The following is a 16,384-nucleotide window of genomic DNA, read 5'->3' on the forward strand; positions in this document are numbered from 1 at the left end:
GACATTGAAGGGGACGCGCAGCAAGCAGCCCGATATTACGCCGGACATGCTGCTGCGCGCCTATTCGATCGGCCTCTTCCCGATGGCCGATTCGGCTGACGACCCGGAAATCTTCTGGGTCGAGCCGGAAATTCGCGGGGTGATCCCGCTCGCAGGCTTCCACACCTCTCGCAGCCTCGCCAAAACCATCCGCCGAAAGCCCTTCGACATCCGCTTCAACACCGCGTTCGAAGCGGTCATGGACGGCTGCGCTGCCCCTGCTCCCGACCGGCCAACCACCTGGATCAACAACAAGATCCGCACGCTCTACGCGACGCTGCATACGATGGGCTATGCCCACAGCGTCGAGGCGTGGGAAGGCGACCAACTGGTTGGCGGACTTTACGGCGTTTCGCTCGGCTCGGCCTTCTTCGGCGAAAGCATGTTTTCCAGACGCACCGACGCCTCGAAGATCTGCCTCGTCCATCTGGTCGAGCGACTGAAGGCGCGTGGCTTCGAACTGCTCGATACACAGTTCACCACCGAGCACCTGAAGTCGTTTGGTGCCATCGACGTGCCAAAGGCGGAATACGAAGTGCTTCTGGCGAACGCGATGTCGTCGCCCGACCTCGCCTTCTAACCAAGCCAAATCTCAAAGAATGGGAATACGCCGCCGCTCAGCGCTTCTGCGCGGTGTCCGGCGGCGGCAGGTCCGAGGTCGCCTTGCAGGACTGCAGCCAGACGTCATAGACGGGATGCTCGACGGCGTTCAGACCGGGGCTATCGGCAAACATCCAGCCGGTGAAGATGCGGCGGATCTTGCGGTCGAGTGTGATTTCCTCGACCTCGACGAAGGTCGTGATCTTCTGCGCTTCCGTGTCGTCACGGCTGTAGCAGACGCGCGGCGTGACCTGAAGGGCGCCGAACTGCACGGTCTCGCCGATGTAGACGTCGAAAGTGGTGATGCGGCCGGTGATCTTGTCGATGCCGGAGAACACGGCGACGGCGTTGGAAAGGCGGGCTGCGTCAACCGCTTCCGCAGATGCGACCAGCGGCAAAGCGGCAAGCAGGGACAAGCCCAAACGCCGTGTTCCTTGGCCGATTGCCTTGCGCAGATCAGAACCTGCCATAGTCGCCTGTCTCCCGCGTATCCTGTTCGTCATCGATGGATTTCAGGCGCTAACCATCAATTGTGGCCGCGCCATGATCGAGGAACCCATTCCGCGGTCCGTCGTCGTCACTGAGAACAGATTGTTCAGGAGCCGGGCGTCCAGGCGTCGTAGTCGCCGGTCACGCGGGGACGCTTGCCGGTGGCGGCAATCGAGCCCTGCGGGCGGTAGGCGTTGGCCGTTCCGGTCGGATTGACGCGGTGCGCCTTCTGCCACTCGCGCGGCGTGTACTTTTCATCAGCCGGAGAAACGTCGGTCCGGTGATGCATCCAGCCGTGCCAGCCGGCCGGAATGGCGGAGGCTTCGGCGTAGCCGTTGTAGATCACCCAGCGGCGGGTGCGGCCTTCAGAATCCTTGCCGCCCTGGTAGTAGACATTACCGAGTTCGTCTTGACCGACCCGTTCACCGTGGCGCCAGGTGTGAAAGCGCGTTCCGATCGTCTGTTCGTTCCACCAGGTGAAAATCTGCAGCAGGAGCTTCATGGATGCCGTCCTTGACCGGCCGTTGGGAAGGCGGCCAGATACCAAAACAATGTTCCCGCTTATGCCCCGCCGCTCAGGGCTTGTCCAGTGATTCCGAGGCGGAGGCGGTCATTTCAACGGCAGGTGAAAGCCGAAGTGGCTGCGCACAAAGCCTAGACGCTCGTAGAAGCGATGCGCATCGGTGCGCACGGCGTTGGACGTGAGCCTTACCTTCTTTGCGCGCTTCTCCCGCGCCTCGCCAATGGCATGGCGCATCATGCGCTCGCCGATCCCACGGCCGCGCATGTCCGCACGCGTCTGGACCGCTTCGACGATCAGGCTGGAGCTTCCACGCCCAGACAGAGACGTGTGCAGCGCGGTTTGAAAAGTGCCGACGACCTGCCCTTCAAGAACCGCGACAAAGAGCGTCTGCAGCGTCGAGGCTTCAATCCGGTCGAAGGCAGCGGCGTAGTCCGCGAAGGCCTCGGGGTCGGTCGTGTCGCCGTGGCCGCCGAGCGGATCATTGGCGAAGAGCGCGACGATCGCTTCGAGGTCCTTACGCTCGGCCTTGCGGATCAAGAGTTCGGTCGCGTCCATGGTTTCCCCGCTCACATCGTTCATCGCCCGCGGATCAAACACCCGGAGGTAACGGCGCAATGACAGAGCCGTGCCTCTCAAGCTTGTCCACAGGCATGCGAAACTTCAGGCAATCGGACGGATCGCCTAGCCAAGAAGCGGCTTTTCCAGAGCGATGGCCGGCAGACCGGACGGGTCGTCAACCGGGGTCTCGCCCACTTCGGCAAAGCCGTGCGCGCGATAGAAGGTGAGCGCGTGCAGGTTCTGCGGCTCGACCTCGACGCGCATGCGCTCGGCGTCCGGGAAGCAGGTTTCGAGTTCGGCGAAGATATCGCGACCGACGCCCTGGCGCTGGAACTTCGGAAGGACATAGAGCTGGTGCAGCACCACCGTCTTGGCTTGCGTGTCGGACATCGCCGCATAGCCCATGCCGCCCAGCTGCCTTCCATCGTCGGCAACAAGAAACTCGGCGTTCTTGCGCGCGAGCCGGGCTTTGAGCGCCGGCAGCGAATGCCAGCGCTCCGTGAGTTCGTTGACCTTCTCGACACCGTAGAAAGTGTCATAGGTCGCGTGCCACGTTTCGATCAGCAGAGCGCGAACCTTCTCCAGGTCGCGCTCGCTTGCCGTGCGCACGAAGAACATCGTTATTCCTCGATGCCGAGCTTGGCCTTGACGAGCGCCTGTACGGCCTGCGGGTTGGCCTTGCCGCCGGTCGCCTTCATCACTTGGCCGACGAACCAGCCGGCGAGCGAAGGCTTGGCCTGCACCTTGGCGACCTGATCCGGGTTGGCGGCGATGATCTCGTCGACGGCCTTCTCGATGGCGCCGGTGTCGGTCACCTGCTTCATGCCGCGCGCTTCAACGATCTCGGCCGGGTCGCCGCCCTCGTTCCAGACGATCTCGAAGAGGTCCTTGGCGATCTTGCCGGAGATGGTCTCGGCCTTGATGAGATCGATGATGCCGCCGAGCTGTGCCGGGGAAACCGGAGTCTCTTCAATGGCTTTGCCGGCTTTGTTCAAGGCACCGAGCAGGTCGTTGATGACCCAGTTGGCGGCAATCTTGCCGTCGCGCCCTTCGGCAACCGCCTCGAAATAATCGGCGATCGACTTTTCGGAGACGAGCACCGAGGCGTCATAGACCGAGAGGCCGAGGTCGCGCACGAAGCGCTCCTTCTTGTCGTCGGGCAGTTCCGGCAGGTCGGCCTTCAGCGCCTCGACGAAGGCGTCGTCGAACTCCAGCGGCAGCAGGTCCGGATCCGGGAAGTAGCGGTAGTCGTGCGCGTCTTCCTTGGAGCGCATCGAGCGGGTCTCGCCCTTGTTCGGGTCGAACAGGCGGGTCTCCTGGTCGATGCTGCCACCGTCCTCAAGAATGCCGATCTGGCGGCGTGCCTCGTATTCGATCGCCTGGCCGATGAAGCGGATCGAGTTGACGTTCTTGATTTCGCAGCGCGTGCCGAAGCCCTCGCCCGGACGACGCACGGAAACGTTGACGTCGGCGCGCATCGAGCCTTCGTCCATGTTGCCGTCGCACGTGCCGAGATAGCGCACGATCGAGCGCAGCTTCGTCATGTAGGCCTTGGCCTCATCCGACGAGCGCATGTCCGGCTTGGAGACGATCTCCATCAGCGCCACGCCAGAGCGGTTGAGGTCGACATAGGACATCGACGGATGCTGGTCGTGCATCGACTTGCCGGCATCCTGTTCCAAATGCAGGCGCTCGATGCCGATCTCGACATCCTCGAACTGGCCCTGACGATCCGGGCCGACCGAAATGATGATCTTGCCCTCGCCGACGATCGGATCCTTGAACTGCGAGATCTGATAGCCCTGCGGCAGGTCCGGATAGAAATAGTTCTTGCGGTCGAAGATCGAGCGATTGTTGATCGCGGCCTTGAGGCCGAGACCGGTGCGCACCGCCTGCTTCACGCATTCCTCGTTGATCACAGGCAGCATGCCGGGCATAGCGGCATCGACCAGCGAGACGTTCGCATTCGGCGCATTGCCGAACTCCGTCGATGCGCCCGAGAACAGCTTCGAATTGGAAAGCACCTGGGCATGGACTTCCATGCCGATGATGACTTCCCAGTCGCCAGTGGCGCCGGGGATGAAGCGTTTCGGATCGGGGGTGCGGACGTCGACAATGCTCATATCATGCTCTTCTTTGAAGCCTGAATTCTTGGTTTCTCGGTAGAACAATTGGTCCGCCGGTGCAAGTTGTTCGGCTGGATCAGAAGCGCCATATGCAATCTCATGCGGACGGCGGGCGTCTCTTAACCACCGTTTAGCGCCTATCGGCAAGACTTCGCTCATGTCCATCGGCCCTGCCCTGCTCTCGTTCGCAATTCTCGTCAACTTGGCGGCCTTCGGGCTGTTCTGGTACGACAAGCAAGCGGCGCGCTCCGGCCGACGGCGGATCAGCGAGCGGACCCTGCTCACTCTCGCCTTTTTCGGCGGCAGCCCGGGAGCGATGGCGGCGCGCCATATCTTCCGACACAAGACGCGTAAGGAACCCTTTCGCACGCGCCTCGCGTTGATCATCGTCTTGCAAGTGGCGCTGGCGGCCATTGGCACCCTGGCGTTGCAATGACCCCTTGACGCGCGAACGACGGCCTTTTAGGAAGGCACCGTTCTATTGGAGTTTTTATGTTCCGTTCTTCGCCTGAGTCCCGGTAAAGCCCGTCCGCGTAATCCGCTTTGATTGCGCGCACGGGCCGGAAACGTCACCCCGCATCTTCAGTAATTTGCGGAACGTTTTCCTGCGTTCACACGAACGCGATTCCGGAACATTCAGACAATGGACATCTCGCGCGCAGAACAGCGCATTCTTCATCATTTGGCCCAGGGCGGCCGCATTGAAATCACCCGCGACGACAAGGCGATCACCGAAATCCGGTGCTTCACCCGTGACGGCTGGGTCTATCCCGGCTTCGACCTCGAACTTTTCCGCAAATTGAAACGGAAGAAGGCGATTTCATCGTCCGGCGGAAAACCCTACCGCATCACGGAACGCGGGCTGCAGCTCGTGCGCTCCGAACTTAACAACCGCTAGCGGCGAATACGAACGATACCGGGCATGCCAGCATGCCCGGTATCGCCAGATGCGCACTTTACTTTACGGAAAGCGACTTACGTTGCGTGAGCGCTCGATGGGGCCGCGCATTGCACGCGGTCGCGGCCCGCAGCCTTCGCCTGGTAGAGCGCGCGGTCGGCCGCAAGCAGCAAGCCGTCAAGGCCGGTGTCGCGGGTCAGGACTTCGGCAGCGCCGATGCTGATGGTGACGGCGATCCTTCCGCCCTGCTCCAGGTCGATATGGAGCGCGCGCACGGCCTCGAGCAGTCGCTCGGCGACCTTGAGCGCATCGGTCGGGGATTGCCGAACAAGCACAACGGCAAACTCTTCGCCGCCAAGCCGACCGACGAGATCCTCAAAACGCAGCGTCCCGCGAACGGCGCCTGCGACCGAGACCAGCACCTGATCGCCGACGGCGTGACCATAGGTGTCATTGATCGCCTTGAAGCGGTCGATGTCGAGCATCATCACCACCGTCCCGCCTTTTCGGGCGACCGGCGCTGCGATCAGCGCGGCCGCGCGCGCCATGAAGGTCGCGCGCGCCAGGCACTGGGTCAGAAAATCATAATCGACCGCATGGGACAGGCGCCCAATCAGCGCCCGTCGTGCGGCATCGACGCTGGCAACCGCCAGCGGGCAGAGCGCAAGAAGGGTCGTCCCCAGCCGGGTGGAGGTGAGCGTCTGTTCGGCAACGCCGCTGACGCCGAGATGCAGGGCGCCGGAGGCAACGGCAATCTGCGTCAACACACAGACGATCGCGGTCAGGATCGTCACCGGGAACAAGCCATAGCTGAGCGCGCACCACAAGAGTGCCGGCACCGGGAAAGCGAAAGCGCCTGGGCCGCCGATGACGAGCGCCGCAGCGCAGGACAAGACCAGGGAGACGAACGGCCAGACGGTTGCAGAAGCAGAGGCCGTTGACACCGTCATTCTCGTGGCACGGGATCGCAAACCGTCTTCAGGAAGCGGCGCTGCCAGGAAAACCGGGAGCAGAACCACATAATTGACCAGCTCGGTGGTGAGCCAGGCGACGAATGCGTCCGCGACGGGTTTGCCGAAGGACAAGTGAACCGCGACCGCTCCGACGAGCGAGGCGCCCATCGCCGCCAGAGAGGAGGCAGCGAACATGTAAAGGACCGAGCGCGCCCGGCGCAGGTGCCGATGCTCCGGCGAAAAGCGGCGATAGAGCAGGAAGCCGATGACGACGCCGACCATGTTGGCCGCATTCAGCGCCGCGGCTTCATAGAGATCCGCGCCGGTCACCAGGTCCGCAAGAACGTAGGCCAATGCCGCCGTCAGCCATCCAGCCGGGCTGGCGAGCGACGGTTTTCTGATCAGCAGACCGAGCAGGATCGCATTTGCCGGCCAGATCGAAGCCAGCATGCCGACCGGGCGACTCAAGATGCCGAGCACGCAGGCGGTGAAGACGATCACGCCCAGGCCGGCAAGCCAAAACGAATGGTGGAAAGGTCTCAGAACCAACGGTCGCGGAACCGTTTTATCCAGCATCTGCAACAAGCGCCCCCCTTGCGGTGCCCCACCACCACGTCATACCCCATAATATTTCATGGGCCTAATGAATGCGGTGTGAATAGGCCAGCCGGCTTTGCGCGTGGCTGCCATGCATGAGGTGGCGGGGTGTCAATGATCCGGGCTTTGCTCCAGAGATTTGCTCAGACCGATGAAGGCAACGTCGCTGTCGAGTTGCGGCGCATAGGCGGTCGACAGCCAACTCACGCCATAGCCGTGATTGCGGAAGAAGCGCACGGCGCGGTCGTTGCGCGCGTGCGTCTTGGTGGTGGCCGCGTCGAATCCGTCCGCAGCAATACGACGCTCGATCTCAGCAAGCAGCAGCCCGCCGAAGCCCCTGCCCTGGAGCTGCGGCTCGATCCATAGATCGGAGATCGCATTGTCGAAGTTCTCGCACGCCACCCAACCGCAGATGGCGCCCTCGCCTTCGACGAGCAAAACGGAAAGCCAGTGATCGAACAGAAAACGGAGAAATGCGGCCTCGGCCACGCGCCGCATCTTTTCGCCATCGGCGAGGCCCGCAATTGCCGACTGCCAGGATCTAAGGCCGATTTCGGCCAGCCGGTCGAGGTCGCCGGCGCGGGCATGGCGGATGACGGGCATGACGCGGTCTCCTTCCGCGACAAGAGTGGCTTTCAATGCAACCGAAGAAGAAAGGGCGGTACCTCGTCGGTACCGCCCCTCAAGAGATTACCACCATTTGGTGGGTGTGAAGCGGCCGGCCGCCTGTTCGATCACATGCGCCGTCTTGAACAGCGTCTCTTCCTCGAACGGCTTGCCGATCAGCTGCAGGCCAAGCGGCAGGCCCTTGTGGTCGAGACCGCCGGGAACGGCAATACCGGGAAGGCCGGCCATGTTCACCGTTACCGTGAAGATGTCGTTGAGGTACATCTTGACCGGATCGGATGCCAGATCCTCGTCGGCGATGCCGAAGGCAGACGACGGCGTCGCCGGCGTCAGGATGGCGTCAACGCCGGCATGGAACGCCAGTTCGAAGTCGCGCTTGATCAGGGTGCGCACCTTCTGTGCCTGCAGATAGTACGCATCGTAGTAGCCGGCCGAAAGCACGTAGGTGCCGATCATGATGCGGCGCTTGACTTCGTGACCGAAGCCGGCGGCGCGCGTCTTTTCGTACATGTCGACGATGTCCTTGCCGTCGACGCGCAGGCCGTAGCGAACGCCGTCATAGCGGGCAAGGTTCGAGGAGGCCTCGGCCGGAGCGACGATGTAGTAGGCCGGCAGCGCGTATTTCGTGTGCGGCAGGGTGATGTCGACGATCTCGGCACCGGCTTCCTTCAGCCAGGCAATGCCCTGCTGCCAGAGCGCTTCGATCTCTTCCGGCATGCCATCGACGCGGTATTCGCGCGGAATGCCGATCTTCATGCCCTTGATCGACTTGCCGATCGCGGCTTCGTAATCCGGCACCGGCAGATCGACCGAGGTCGTGTCCTTGGCGTCGACGCTTGCCATCGACTTCAGGAGGATCGCGGCATCGCGCACGTCACGGGCGATCGGGCCTGCCTGGTCGAGCGACGAGGCGAAAGCGACGGTGCCCCAGCGCGAGCAGCGACCATAGGTCGGCTTGATGCCGACGGTGCCGGTGAAGGCTGCCGGCTGGCGGATGGAGCCGCCGGTATCGGTGGCGGTCGCGCCGGCGCAGAGATGCGCGGCAACGGCTGCGGCGGAACCACCGGAGGAGCCACCCGGCACGAGATCCAGATTGGAGCCCTTGGCGCGCCACGGGTTCTTGACCGCGCCGTAGTAGGAGGTCTCGTTCGACGAGCCCATGGCGAACTCGTCCATGTTCAGCTTGCCGAGCATGACGGCGCCGTCGCTCCAGAGGTTCTGGGTCACGGTCGATTCGTAGCGCGGCGCGAAACCGTCGAGGATGTGGCTGCAGGCCTGGGTGTGCACGCCTTCGGTGGCGAAGAGGTCCTTGATGCCGAGCGGGATGCCTTCGAGCGCACCGGCCTTGCCGGCGGCGATACGCGCATCCGAGGCCTTGGCCATCTCTCGTGCCTTTTCGGGCGTGACGGCGATGTAGGCGTTGATCGCCTCATTGGCGGCATCGATCGCGCCGAGATAGGCATCGGTCAGTTCGACGGCGGTGATGTCCTTCGCGGCGAGCTTGGTGCGGGCTTCGGCAATCGTCAGGCTGGTAAGGTCGGTCATGGTAAAATCTGGCTTTCGCAATCAGAAACGTCGGGGCGGCTGGCGGGAGATTACTCGACCACCTTCGGAACGAGGAAGAAATTGCGATCGGAATTCGGCGCATTGGCAACGATGTCGTCGGCCTTGTTGCCGTCCGATACGGTGTCCGTCCGCTTCTTCATATCCATCGGCGTGACCGAGGTCATCGGCTCGACGCCATCGACATTCACTTCGGAGAGCTGCTCGACGAAACCGAGGATGCCATTGAGCTCACCCATCATCCGTTCGGCTTCTTCTTCGCTGACGGCGATACGGGCAAGGCGCGCGACGCGCTTCACGGTGGCAAGGTCTACGGACATGATCGTCTCCGGTAACTGGAACTTCCCCCGCTATAATGGCGCAGGGCGAGCCACGCAACGGGGGAATTGCCGGAGGACCGGGCCTCTCGTCAAAAGGCCCGGCGCAACATCAGATCTCGACGACGCCGCCGACGTGCGGCGTCGCCACCTTGGTCGACGCGCTTTCCATGCCGGCAACGAAGGTTTCCGGGGTCTGGTCGATGATCGGGAACGAGCCGTAATGGCAGGGGATGGCTGTCGAGAACTTGAAGAAGCGCTGGCAGGCCAGGGCCGCAACCGCCCCGCCCATGGTGAAACGATCGCCAATCGGCACGATGCCGATCTCCGGCTGATGCAGCTCGTTGATCAGCGCCATGTCGGAAAAGATGTCCGTATCACCCATGTGATAGAGCGTCGGCTCGTCCTCGAAATGCAGCACCAGGCCGTTGGCATTGCCGAGCGAGTGCGAGACGCCGTCCTCGGTCAGCTGCGCCGACGAATGCAGCGCGTTGACGAAGGTCGTCGAGAAACTACCGAGATTGATCGTGCCGCCGGTGTTCCCCATTTCCAGCGCCTTGACGCCATGCCGGCCGAGCCAGGCGGCAAGGTCGGCATTGGCAACGACCGTCGCGCCCGTCTCCTTGGCGATCGCAATGGTATCGCCGACATGGTCGCCGTGACCATGGGTCAGGAGAATGTGGGTGAGCCCGGCGGTCGCGTCCCGGCGCTCCTCGTCGCGGAACGCCGGATTGCCGGTAAAGAAGGGGTCGATCAGGATTTTGGACTTTGCCGTTTCGATGTGAAAGGCGGCATGGCCGAGCCATTTGATCTTCATGACGATCTCCCTGATGATTTGTCTGTCGCAACAGCATATGGATCAGACAACTCTCCGCGCAAAGATCGAATCGACAATCCCATGGCAATTCTCACTATCGAAGAACTCGCAGCCCAGCTACAGCCGAACCAGGCCATTGCAGGCCTCGACCTCGGCACGAAAACGATCGGTCTCTCGGTCTCCGATCTCGGTCGCCGCTTTGCGACCCCGCGCGAGGTGATCCGTCGGGTCAAGTTCGGCGTGGACGCGGAGGCGCTGCTGTCGGCAGCGACGAAAGAAAAGATCGCGGCCTTCGTCATCGGCCTGCCCGTCAATATGGACGGCAGCGAGGGGCCGCGCTGTCAGGCGACCCGCGCCTTCGTGCGCAACATGGAACAGAAAACGCCCCTTCCCTTCGCCTTCTGGGATGAACGGCTTTCGACCGTCGCGGCCGAGCGGGTGCTGATCGAGATGGACGTGTCACGACGCAAGCGGGCCGAACGCATCGATTCGGCCGCGGCCTCGTTCATTCTTCAGGGCGCGCTCGACAGGCTGGCGTCGCTGGCAAGAGACGGCCTCTCGGACTGAGGGGCCGCGGCACCGAAGCGGCGACGATACCAGGCGGCGATCTGGCGGCGCTTGCGAAAGCCGATGATGGCGAAAACGATCAGGCTGTCGACGACGATCGCGCGGGCTACGAGCGGCGGAATGGTTTCCGGCGGGATGCCGAGGACATTGCCGTAGATCTGGAACACCAGATCATGGGTTTGCCGCGTCAGCATGAAGAAGCCGAAGCTCATGTCGTAGTACGACAGGCCGTACCAGGAGCCCAGCAGCAGGATCGGCCCGCCCCAAAGGATCAGAAACCACTTCATGCGGCCCCCCTTTCCGAGATCTGCCGAAAGACAACCGGGTAAATCGCGCGGTCAGCCAGCACGACGGCCACAAGAACCATCGCGGGAACTGCGATATCTAGCGCCAGTCCGGCAAAAAACATCATCATGATGATCATAAGACCAGTTCTCACCGAACCGCTCCATTCCGGAATCCATTAAAATTCCGGATCAATCTCCGCCCTTGCGGCGACCCGCGCAACGTAAACCATTTGTTAAGGTTAATTTTCACAGGGCAGTCCGGTCGCGGATCCTTGAAGGCGGGACCCTCCCGTTTGATCGCCGCCTCGTGCCACTAGCGCATTCCGGTCGGCGATGATTTGAGGTAGCGATAGACGTCCCGCACGCAGGCCCTCCCCCATGACCGTCGTCTTTGAAAGCATCCTTCCCGTCTTCCTGCTGGTCCTGCTTGGCGCCTGGCTCAAGCGTTCGACCTTGATCGATCAGGGTCTTTGGCTCGGGCTCGAGCAGTTCGGCTACTTCATCCTTTTCCCGTCGCTGTTGTTTTCGACGCTCGCCCAGGCCGATTTTGCCGGATTGAAGGCCGATGCGACGGCTATAGCTACGATCGGAAGCGTCAGTTTGATGTCGGTCTTCGTGCTGCTGTTGTGGCCGATGCTGCGGAACCGCCAGGTATCAGGTGCATCCTTCACCTCGGTCTTCCAGACGGCGACACGCTGGAATGGGTTCATGGCGCTGGCGATCGCGCAGAAACTCTATGGCCCGATCGGCCTAACACTGACCGCCCTGGTGATGACGCTCGTGATCATCCCGATCAATCTCTACAATATCGGTGTTCTCGTCTGGTTCGGCGGTGGCAATCGCGACTTCCGCCGCTTCTTCGCCAAGATCGTCTCCAATCCGCTGATCGTCGCCTCGGTGCTCGGTATTCTCGTCAACATGATCGGATTGAAGATCTACGGCCCAGTGATGGCCACGATCGATATGCTGGCAAGCGCCTCGCTCAGCCTCGGCCTGGTGATGGTCGGTGCGGGCCTGCGGGCATCCGATGCGCTGAAGCCCAGCAGGACGGCGTTGCTCGCGGTCTTCCTCAAGCTGATCGTGATGCCGGTCTTCATGGTGAGCGCGAGCTACCTGCTCGGCATTCGCGGCGATGCTCTGCTGGTCATCGCGCTCGGCGCGGCCGTGCCGACCGCGATGAACGGCTATCTACTGGCCAAGCAGATGGATGGCGACGCCGAACTCTATGCGGCGGTCGCGACCGTCCAGACGGTCGTTTCGTTCTTCACGATACCGCTCGTGCTCTGGCTGACGGCTTACGCCGCAGGGGGCTGACGGCCTATGCCGCAGCGGCCTGACGGCTTACGCCGGACGTCCTGCGACTCAGGCCGCAGGGGGATAGAGAAGGTCCAGGATGTAGGCGGAATCGAAGCGCGAATCGAGCATGCCGTAGGTCGAGCGCCACCCGGCAGCCAGGCGCGATTCGAGGAAGGCATCGGCAATGCGACCGGCACCGAGACGGTAGAGCTCGGCGGCAGCGGCGGCGAGCGCCAGTTGCTCGACCAGCATGCGGGCCGCACCCTCATCACGCTCGCACAGCGACATGGCCGCGCGCAGCACGTCGATCGTCTTGCGACCGGACGGGCCGAGATCGCGGGCCAGCACGACGAAGAGCTGCTCGAACAGATCCTTGCCCTTGGCGAGAACCCGCAGCACATCCAGCGCCATGACGTTGCCGGAGCCTTCCCAGATGGCATTCACAGGCGCTTCGCGGTAGTGGCGCGCCAGTGCACGCTCTTCCACATAGCCGTTGCCGCCGAGGCACTCCATCGCCTCATAGATCAGAGCCGGCGCGATCTTGCAGGCCCAGTATTTCGCAACCGGCGTCATGATCCGCGCGTAAGCCGCGTCTTCCACGCTGCTGCGCGCCTTGTCGAAGGCTTCGGCCAGGCGGAACGAAAGTGCGCTTGCCGCGGCAACGTCGAGCGCCATGTCGGCGAGCACGCGCGTCATCATCGGCTGGCTGACGAGCGGCTTGCCGAAAACCTTGCGGCCGCGCGTATGATGTACGGCTTCGGCAAGCGAAGCGCGCATCATGCCGGCGGAAGCGAGCGCGCAGTCGAGCCGCGTCAGCGTCACCATGTCGAGGATCGTGCGGAGGCCGGCATCCGGCGCGCCGAGGATGAAGCCGAACGTGTCTGAGAACTCGACCTCGGAAGACGCATTGGAGCGGTTGCCGAGCTTGTCCTTCAGCCGCTGGAACCGCAAGCCGTTGGCGCTGCCATCTTCCAGGAGCCTCGGCACCAGGAAGCAGGCAAGCCCTTCGCGGGTCTGCGCCAGCATAACGAAAGCGTCGCTCATCGGGGCCGACATGAACCACTTATGACCATTCAGTCGATAGATGCCCTCGCCCACCCGTTCGGCCGTCGAGGTGTTGGCGCGCACGTCGGTGCCGCCCTGCTTCTCGGTCATGCCCATGCCGACGGTGACGGCCGACTTCTGCATCCACGGACGGTTGGTGGAATCGTACTTGCGCGACAGAATCTTCGGCGCCCACTCCTTCTGCACCGCCGGCGACGCGGTGATCGCGGCCAGCGATGCACTGGTCATCGTCAGCGGGCAGAGATGGCCGCATTCGAGCTGCGCCGTCAGATAGAAGCGGATCGCCCGCGTCTTGTGCGACTGGTTGCGCTCGTCCGGCAGATTTTCCCAGGCGGACGCGTGCAGGCCCGAGGACATCGAGCGGCGCATCAGCGCATGCCAGGCCGGATGGAACTCGACGACATCGAGACGCTCGCCGCGCGGCCCGTGGGTCTTCAGCTTCGGCGGACCTTCGTTCGCCATGCGCGCCAGTTCCTGGGCCTCCGGCGAGGTGACGTAGCGGCCGAGCACGTCGAACTCATCGCGCAGCGTCTTGCTCATGCCCGATGTGATGTCGACCACCAGCGGATCGGAGCGATAGGCGTTGACACCGGACCAGGGCTTGGGCTGGTTGAGCTCGGCGAGTTTCTGTTCAGTCCGGTTCATCTGATTCATGGGCCGGTTCTAGCGCAAGTTTCTCGACCACGGAACGGGGCGAAGAAAAGATAGGATCGCCGTTGCAAGTTTTCTGCGGACTGAACCGCGCAAGCCTTGCCGTGCCGGGGACCAGGTCTTATAGAGCGACCACATTTCCAGAGCGCAAGGGCGGCCCATGATCACTTTCCCGCATCGCCACCTGCTCGGCATCAAGGGGCTCACGGAGCAGGATATCACCTATCTGCTCGATCGCGCCGATGAAGCCGTCCAAATCTCCCGTCAAAGAGAAAAGAAGACGTCGACGCTTCGGGGTCTGACGCAGATCAACCTCTTCTTCGAGGCCTCGACCCGGACGCAGTCTTCCTTCGAGCTTGCCGGCAAACGCCTTGGCGCCGACGTGATGAACATGTCGGTCGGCAATTCCTCGGTGAAGAAGGGCGAGACGCTGATCGACACGGCGATGACGCTGAACGCCATGCACCCGGACGTGCTGGTCGTGCGTCACTCCTCGGCCGGTGCCGCAGCCCTTCTCGCACAAAAGGTCTCCTGCTCCGTCGTCAACGCGGGCGACGGCCAGCACGAGCACCCGACGCAGGCGCTGCTCGACGCGCTGACGATCCGCCGCGCCAAGGGCAAGCTCTCGCGCATCATCGTGGCGATCTGCGGCGACGTGCTTCACTCGCGCGTTGCGCGCTCCAACATCCTGCTCCTGAACCAGATGGGCGCACGGGTTCGGGTCGTCGCACCGGCGACGCTGCTTCCCTCCGGGATCGCCGACATGGGCGTCGAAGTCTACCACTCGATGGCCGAGGGCCTGAAGGATGCCGATGTCGTCATGATGCTGCGCCTGCAGCGCGAGCGCATGGCCGGGTCCTTCGTGCCGTCTGTACGCGAATACTTCCACTACTACGGGCTCGATGCGGAAAAGCTGAAGGCAGCCAAGGCGGATGCGCTTGTCATGCATCCCGGGCCGATGAACCGCGGCGTCGAGATCGCCTCGGAAATCGCCGACGGGCCGCAGAGCGTGATCGAACAGCAGGTCGAGATGGGCGTTGCCGTGCGCATGGCGGTTATGGAAACGCTGCTTCTCTCGCAGAACCAGGGGCCGCGCACATGACCAGACCACTCGTTCTGAAGAACCTTCGCATCGTCGATCCCTCGCGCAATCTCGATGAAGTCGGCACTGTTATCGTCGGCGACGACGGCCTTATCCTTGCTGCCGGTGCCGATGCCCAGAACCAGGGCGCGCCGGATGGCGCCTTCGTCAAGGACTGCGCCGGCCTCACCGCCGTTCCGGGCCTCGTCGATGCCCGCGTCTTCGTCGGCGAACCGGGAAGCGAACACCGCGAGACCTTCGAGTCAGCATCGCGGGCCGCCGCTGCCGGCGGCGTCACCACCTTCATCGCCATGCCGGAGACCGACCCTGTCATCGACGACATCGCGCTCGTCGAATATGTGAAGAAGACGGCGCGCGACAAGGCGCTCGTCAACGTGCATCCGGCCGCAGCGCTGACCAAGGGTCTTGCCGGCGAAGAGATGACCGAGTTTGGCCTGCTTCGCGAAGCGGGTGCTGTCTGCTTCACCAATGGTCGTCGCTCGATTCACGACACGCTGGTCCTGCGCCGCGCCATGACCTATGCGCGCGAATTCGGCGCCGTCATCTCCCTTGAGACCCGCGACAAGTATCTCGGTGCCAACGGCGTCATGCACGAGGGCCTGCTTGCAAGCTGGCTCGGCCTTTCCGGGATCCCGCGCGAAGCGGAGATCATTCCGCTCGAGCGCGACCTGCGCATCGCCGGACTGACGCGTGCCGCCTATCACGCCGCCCAGATCTCGGTTCCCGAATCGGCCGCCGCGATCCGTACCGCACGCGAGCGTGGCGCCAACGTCACCTGCGGCGTGTCGATCAACAATCTCGCGCTCAATGAGAACGACATCGGCGAATACCGGACATTCTTCAAGCTTTCGCCGCCGCTGCGCAGCGAGGACGACCGGATCGGCATGGCCGAGGCACTGGCCGACGGCACAATCGATATCATCGTCTCCTCGCACGACCCGCAGGACGTCGACACCAAGCGGCTGCCCTTTGCCGATGCTGCCGATGGGGCGATCGGCCTGGAAACGCTGGCCGCGGCCGCGCTTCGCCTGCATCACAGCGGCCAGGTTCCGCTGATGCGCCTGATCGATGCGATGTCGACGCGGCCGGCGGCGATCTTCGGTCTCGACGCCGGTACGCTGAAACCCGGCGCCAAGGCCGATATCACCGTCCTCGATCTCGACGAGCCTTGGGTGCTTTACGAAGAGGCGATCGTTTCTCGCTCCAAGAATACGCCGTTTGAAAATGCGCGCTTTACCGGGCGGGTCGTGCAAACCTATGTTGCCGGCAAGCTGGTGCATTCGGCCTAAGCCGAAAGCGGTCGCGCGGG

The 16,384-nt window shown here is 63.0% G+C and carries 20 protein-coding genes; 7 read left to right on the forward strand and 13 right to left on the reverse strand.

Annotated features, from left to right (window positions below; all coding sequences use genetic code 11):
- Positions 1 to 4 precede the first annotated feature (4 nt).
- The gene (gene aat / locus IB272_RS17120) at positions 5 to 619 is read left to right on the forward strand and encodes a leucyl/phenylalanyl-tRNA--protein transferase (RefSeq protein ID WP_034795444.1); all 615 of its coding nucleotides are present in this window, start codon (positions 5 to 7) and stop codon (positions 617 to 619) included.
- A gap of 37 nt (positions 620 to 656) precedes the next feature.
- On the opposite strand, the gene IB272_RS17125 is transcribed toward aat, so the two are convergent.
- From IB272_RS17125 to gatB, 5 genes are all read right to left on the reverse strand, one after another.
- Positions 657 to 1,109 carry a DUF2155 domain-containing protein gene (locus IB272_RS17125; RefSeq protein ID WP_034795441.1) on the reverse strand — a complete coding sequence of 151 codons (453 nt, stop codon included), beginning with the start codon at positions 1,107 to 1,109 and terminating at the stop codon, positions 657 to 659.
- Between the two features lie 125 nt (positions 1,110 to 1,234).
- The gene (locus IB272_RS17130) at positions 1,235 to 1,630 is read right to left on the reverse strand and encodes an NADH:ubiquinone oxidoreductase subunit NDUFA12 (RefSeq protein WP_060522222.1); all 396 of its coding nucleotides are present in this window, start codon (positions 1,628 to 1,630) and stop codon (positions 1,235 to 1,237) included.
- 108 nt (positions 1,631 to 1,738) lie between these two features.
- The gene (locus tag IB272_RS17135) at positions 1,739 to 2,230 is read right to left on the reverse strand and encodes a GNAT family N-acetyltransferase (protein WP_246810373.1); all 492 of its coding nucleotides are present in this window, start codon (positions 2,228 to 2,230) and stop codon (positions 1,739 to 1,741) included.
- 102 nt (positions 2,231 to 2,332) lie between these two features.
- Complete coding sequence (locus tag IB272_RS17140) at positions 2,333 to 2,827, reverse strand: GNAT family N-acetyltransferase (RefSeq protein WP_034795435.1); 495 nt, start codon at positions 2,825 to 2,827, stop codon at positions 2,333 to 2,335.
- A 2-nt stretch (positions 2,828 to 2,829) separates the two neighbouring features.
- A complete protein-coding gene (gatB, locus tag IB272_RS17145; RefSeq protein WP_034795650.1) occupies positions 2,830 to 4,332 on the reverse strand; it encodes an Asp-tRNA(Asn)/Glu-tRNA(Gln) amidotransferase subunit GatB in 1,503 nt (500 codons plus the stop codon).
- A 160-nt stretch (positions 4,333 to 4,492) separates the two neighbouring features.
- Between gatB and IB272_RS17150 the strand changes: the two genes are divergently transcribed.
- Together IB272_RS17150 and IB272_RS17155 are read left to right on the forward strand one after the other, a co-directional pair.
- Complete coding sequence (locus IB272_RS17150) at positions 4,493 to 4,771, forward strand: DUF1294 domain-containing protein (RefSeq protein ID WP_060583564.1); 279 nt, start codon at positions 4,493 to 4,495, stop codon at positions 4,769 to 4,771.
- A 207-nt stretch (positions 4,772 to 4,978) separates the two neighbouring features.
- Positions 4,979 to 5,233: a YjhX family toxin gene (locus tag IB272_RS17155; protein ID WP_034795416.1), complete on the forward strand. Its 255-nt coding sequence runs from the start codon at positions 4,979 to 4,981 to the stop codon at positions 5,231 to 5,233.
- Positions 5,234 to 5,310: 77 nt separating this feature from the next.
- On the opposite strand, the gene IB272_RS17160 is transcribed toward IB272_RS17155, so the two are convergent.
- The 5 genes from IB272_RS17160 to IB272_RS17180 all read right to left on the reverse strand — a co-directional run bounded on the left by IB272_RS17160 (position 5,311) and on the right by IB272_RS17180 (position 10,107).
- Positions 5,311 to 6,762 (reverse strand): GGDEF domain-containing protein, encoded by a 1,452-nt coding sequence (locus tag IB272_RS17160; RefSeq protein WP_089045735.1) that lies wholly within the window; start codon positions 6,760 to 6,762, stop codon positions 5,311 to 5,313.
- Between the two features lie 132 nt (positions 6,763 to 6,894).
- A complete protein-coding gene (locus IB272_RS17165) occupies positions 6,895 to 7,386 on the reverse strand; it encodes a GNAT family N-acetyltransferase (protein ID WP_060583560.1) in 492 nt (163 codons plus the stop codon).
- 87 nt (positions 7,387 to 7,473) lie between these two features.
- Positions 7,474 to 8,955, reverse strand: a complete 1,482-nt coding sequence (gene gatA / locus IB272_RS17170; protein WP_060583558.1) for an Asp-tRNA(Asn)/Glu-tRNA(Gln) amidotransferase subunit GatA — start codon at positions 8,953 to 8,955, stop codon at positions 7,474 to 7,476.
- A gap of 50 nt (positions 8,956 to 9,005) precedes the next feature.
- Entirely contained in the window at positions 9,006 to 9,293 is a 288-nt protein-coding gene (gene gatC, locus IB272_RS17175) for an Asp-tRNA(Asn)/Glu-tRNA(Gln) amidotransferase subunit GatC (RefSeq protein ID WP_034795408.1), read from the reverse strand.
- A 109-nt stretch (positions 9,294 to 9,402) separates the two neighbouring features.
- Positions 9,403 to 10,107, reverse strand: coding sequence for a metal-dependent hydrolase (locus tag IB272_RS17180; RefSeq protein WP_034795392.1), 705 nt, complete (start codon positions 10,105 to 10,107; stop codon positions 9,403 to 9,405).
- An 81-nt stretch (positions 10,108 to 10,188) separates the two neighbouring features.
- On the opposite strand from IB272_RS17180, the gene ruvX reads away from it, so the two are divergent.
- A complete protein-coding gene (gene ruvX, locus IB272_RS17185; protein WP_034795390.1) occupies positions 10,189 to 10,674 on the forward strand; it encodes a Holliday junction resolvase RuvX in 486 nt (161 codons plus the stop codon).
- On the opposite strand, the gene IB272_RS17190 is transcribed toward ruvX, so the two are convergent.
- Together IB272_RS17190 and IB272_RS17195 are read right to left on the reverse strand one after the other, a co-directional pair.
- On the reverse strand, positions 10,620 to 10,961 hold the full coding sequence (locus tag IB272_RS17190) for a DUF6105 family protein (RefSeq protein WP_060522216.1): 342 nt from the start codon (positions 10,959 to 10,961) through the stop codon (positions 10,620 to 10,622). The two genes, ruvX and IB272_RS17190, sit on opposite strands and share 55 nt — an antisense overlap.
- The gene (locus IB272_RS17195) at positions 10,958 to 11,098 is read right to left on the reverse strand and encodes a hypothetical protein (RefSeq protein WP_089045732.1); all 141 of its coding nucleotides are present in this window, start codon (positions 11,096 to 11,098) and stop codon (positions 10,958 to 10,960) included. The genes IB272_RS17190 and IB272_RS17195 overlap by 4 nt, the downstream gene beginning before the upstream one ends.
- Before the next feature lie 241 nt (positions 11,099 to 11,339).
- Between IB272_RS17195 and IB272_RS17200 the strand changes: the two genes are divergently transcribed.
- Positions 11,340 to 12,275 carry an AEC family transporter gene (locus IB272_RS17200; RefSeq protein ID WP_060583557.1) on the forward strand — a complete coding sequence of 312 codons (936 nt, stop codon included), beginning with the start codon at positions 11,340 to 11,342 and terminating at the stop codon, positions 12,273 to 12,275.
- A gap of 48 nt (positions 12,276 to 12,323) precedes the next feature.
- Here IB272_RS17200 and IB272_RS17205 read toward each other — a convergent pair whose 3' ends face one another.
- Positions 12,324 to 13,976 (reverse strand): acyl-CoA dehydrogenase family protein, encoded by a 1,653-nt coding sequence (locus IB272_RS17205; RefSeq protein WP_060583555.1) that lies wholly within the window; start codon positions 13,974 to 13,976, stop codon positions 12,324 to 12,326.
- A gap of 157 nt (positions 13,977 to 14,133) precedes the next feature.
- Here IB272_RS17205 and IB272_RS17210 point away from each other — a divergent pair, with 157 nt between their 5' ends.
- Positions 14,134 to 15,075 carry an aspartate carbamoyltransferase catalytic subunit gene (locus IB272_RS17210; RefSeq protein WP_034795379.1) on the forward strand — a complete coding sequence of 314 codons (942 nt, stop codon included), beginning with the start codon at positions 14,134 to 14,136 and terminating at the stop codon, positions 15,073 to 15,075.
- Positions 15,072 to 16,364 carry a dihydroorotase gene (locus IB272_RS17215; protein ID WP_034795376.1) on the forward strand — a complete coding sequence of 431 codons (1,293 nt, stop codon included), beginning with the start codon at positions 15,072 to 15,074 and terminating at the stop codon, positions 16,362 to 16,364. The genes IB272_RS17210 and IB272_RS17215 overlap by 4 nt, the downstream gene beginning before the upstream one ends.
- The last annotated feature ends 20 nt before the right edge of the window (positions 16,365 to 16,384 follow it).

Origin of the sequence: Ensifer sp. ENS08 (genome assembly GCF_014852195.1) — a bacterium.
Classification (GTDB): domain Bacteria; phylum Pseudomonadota; class Alphaproteobacteria; order Rhizobiales; family Rhizobiaceae; genus Ensifer; species Ensifer adhaerens.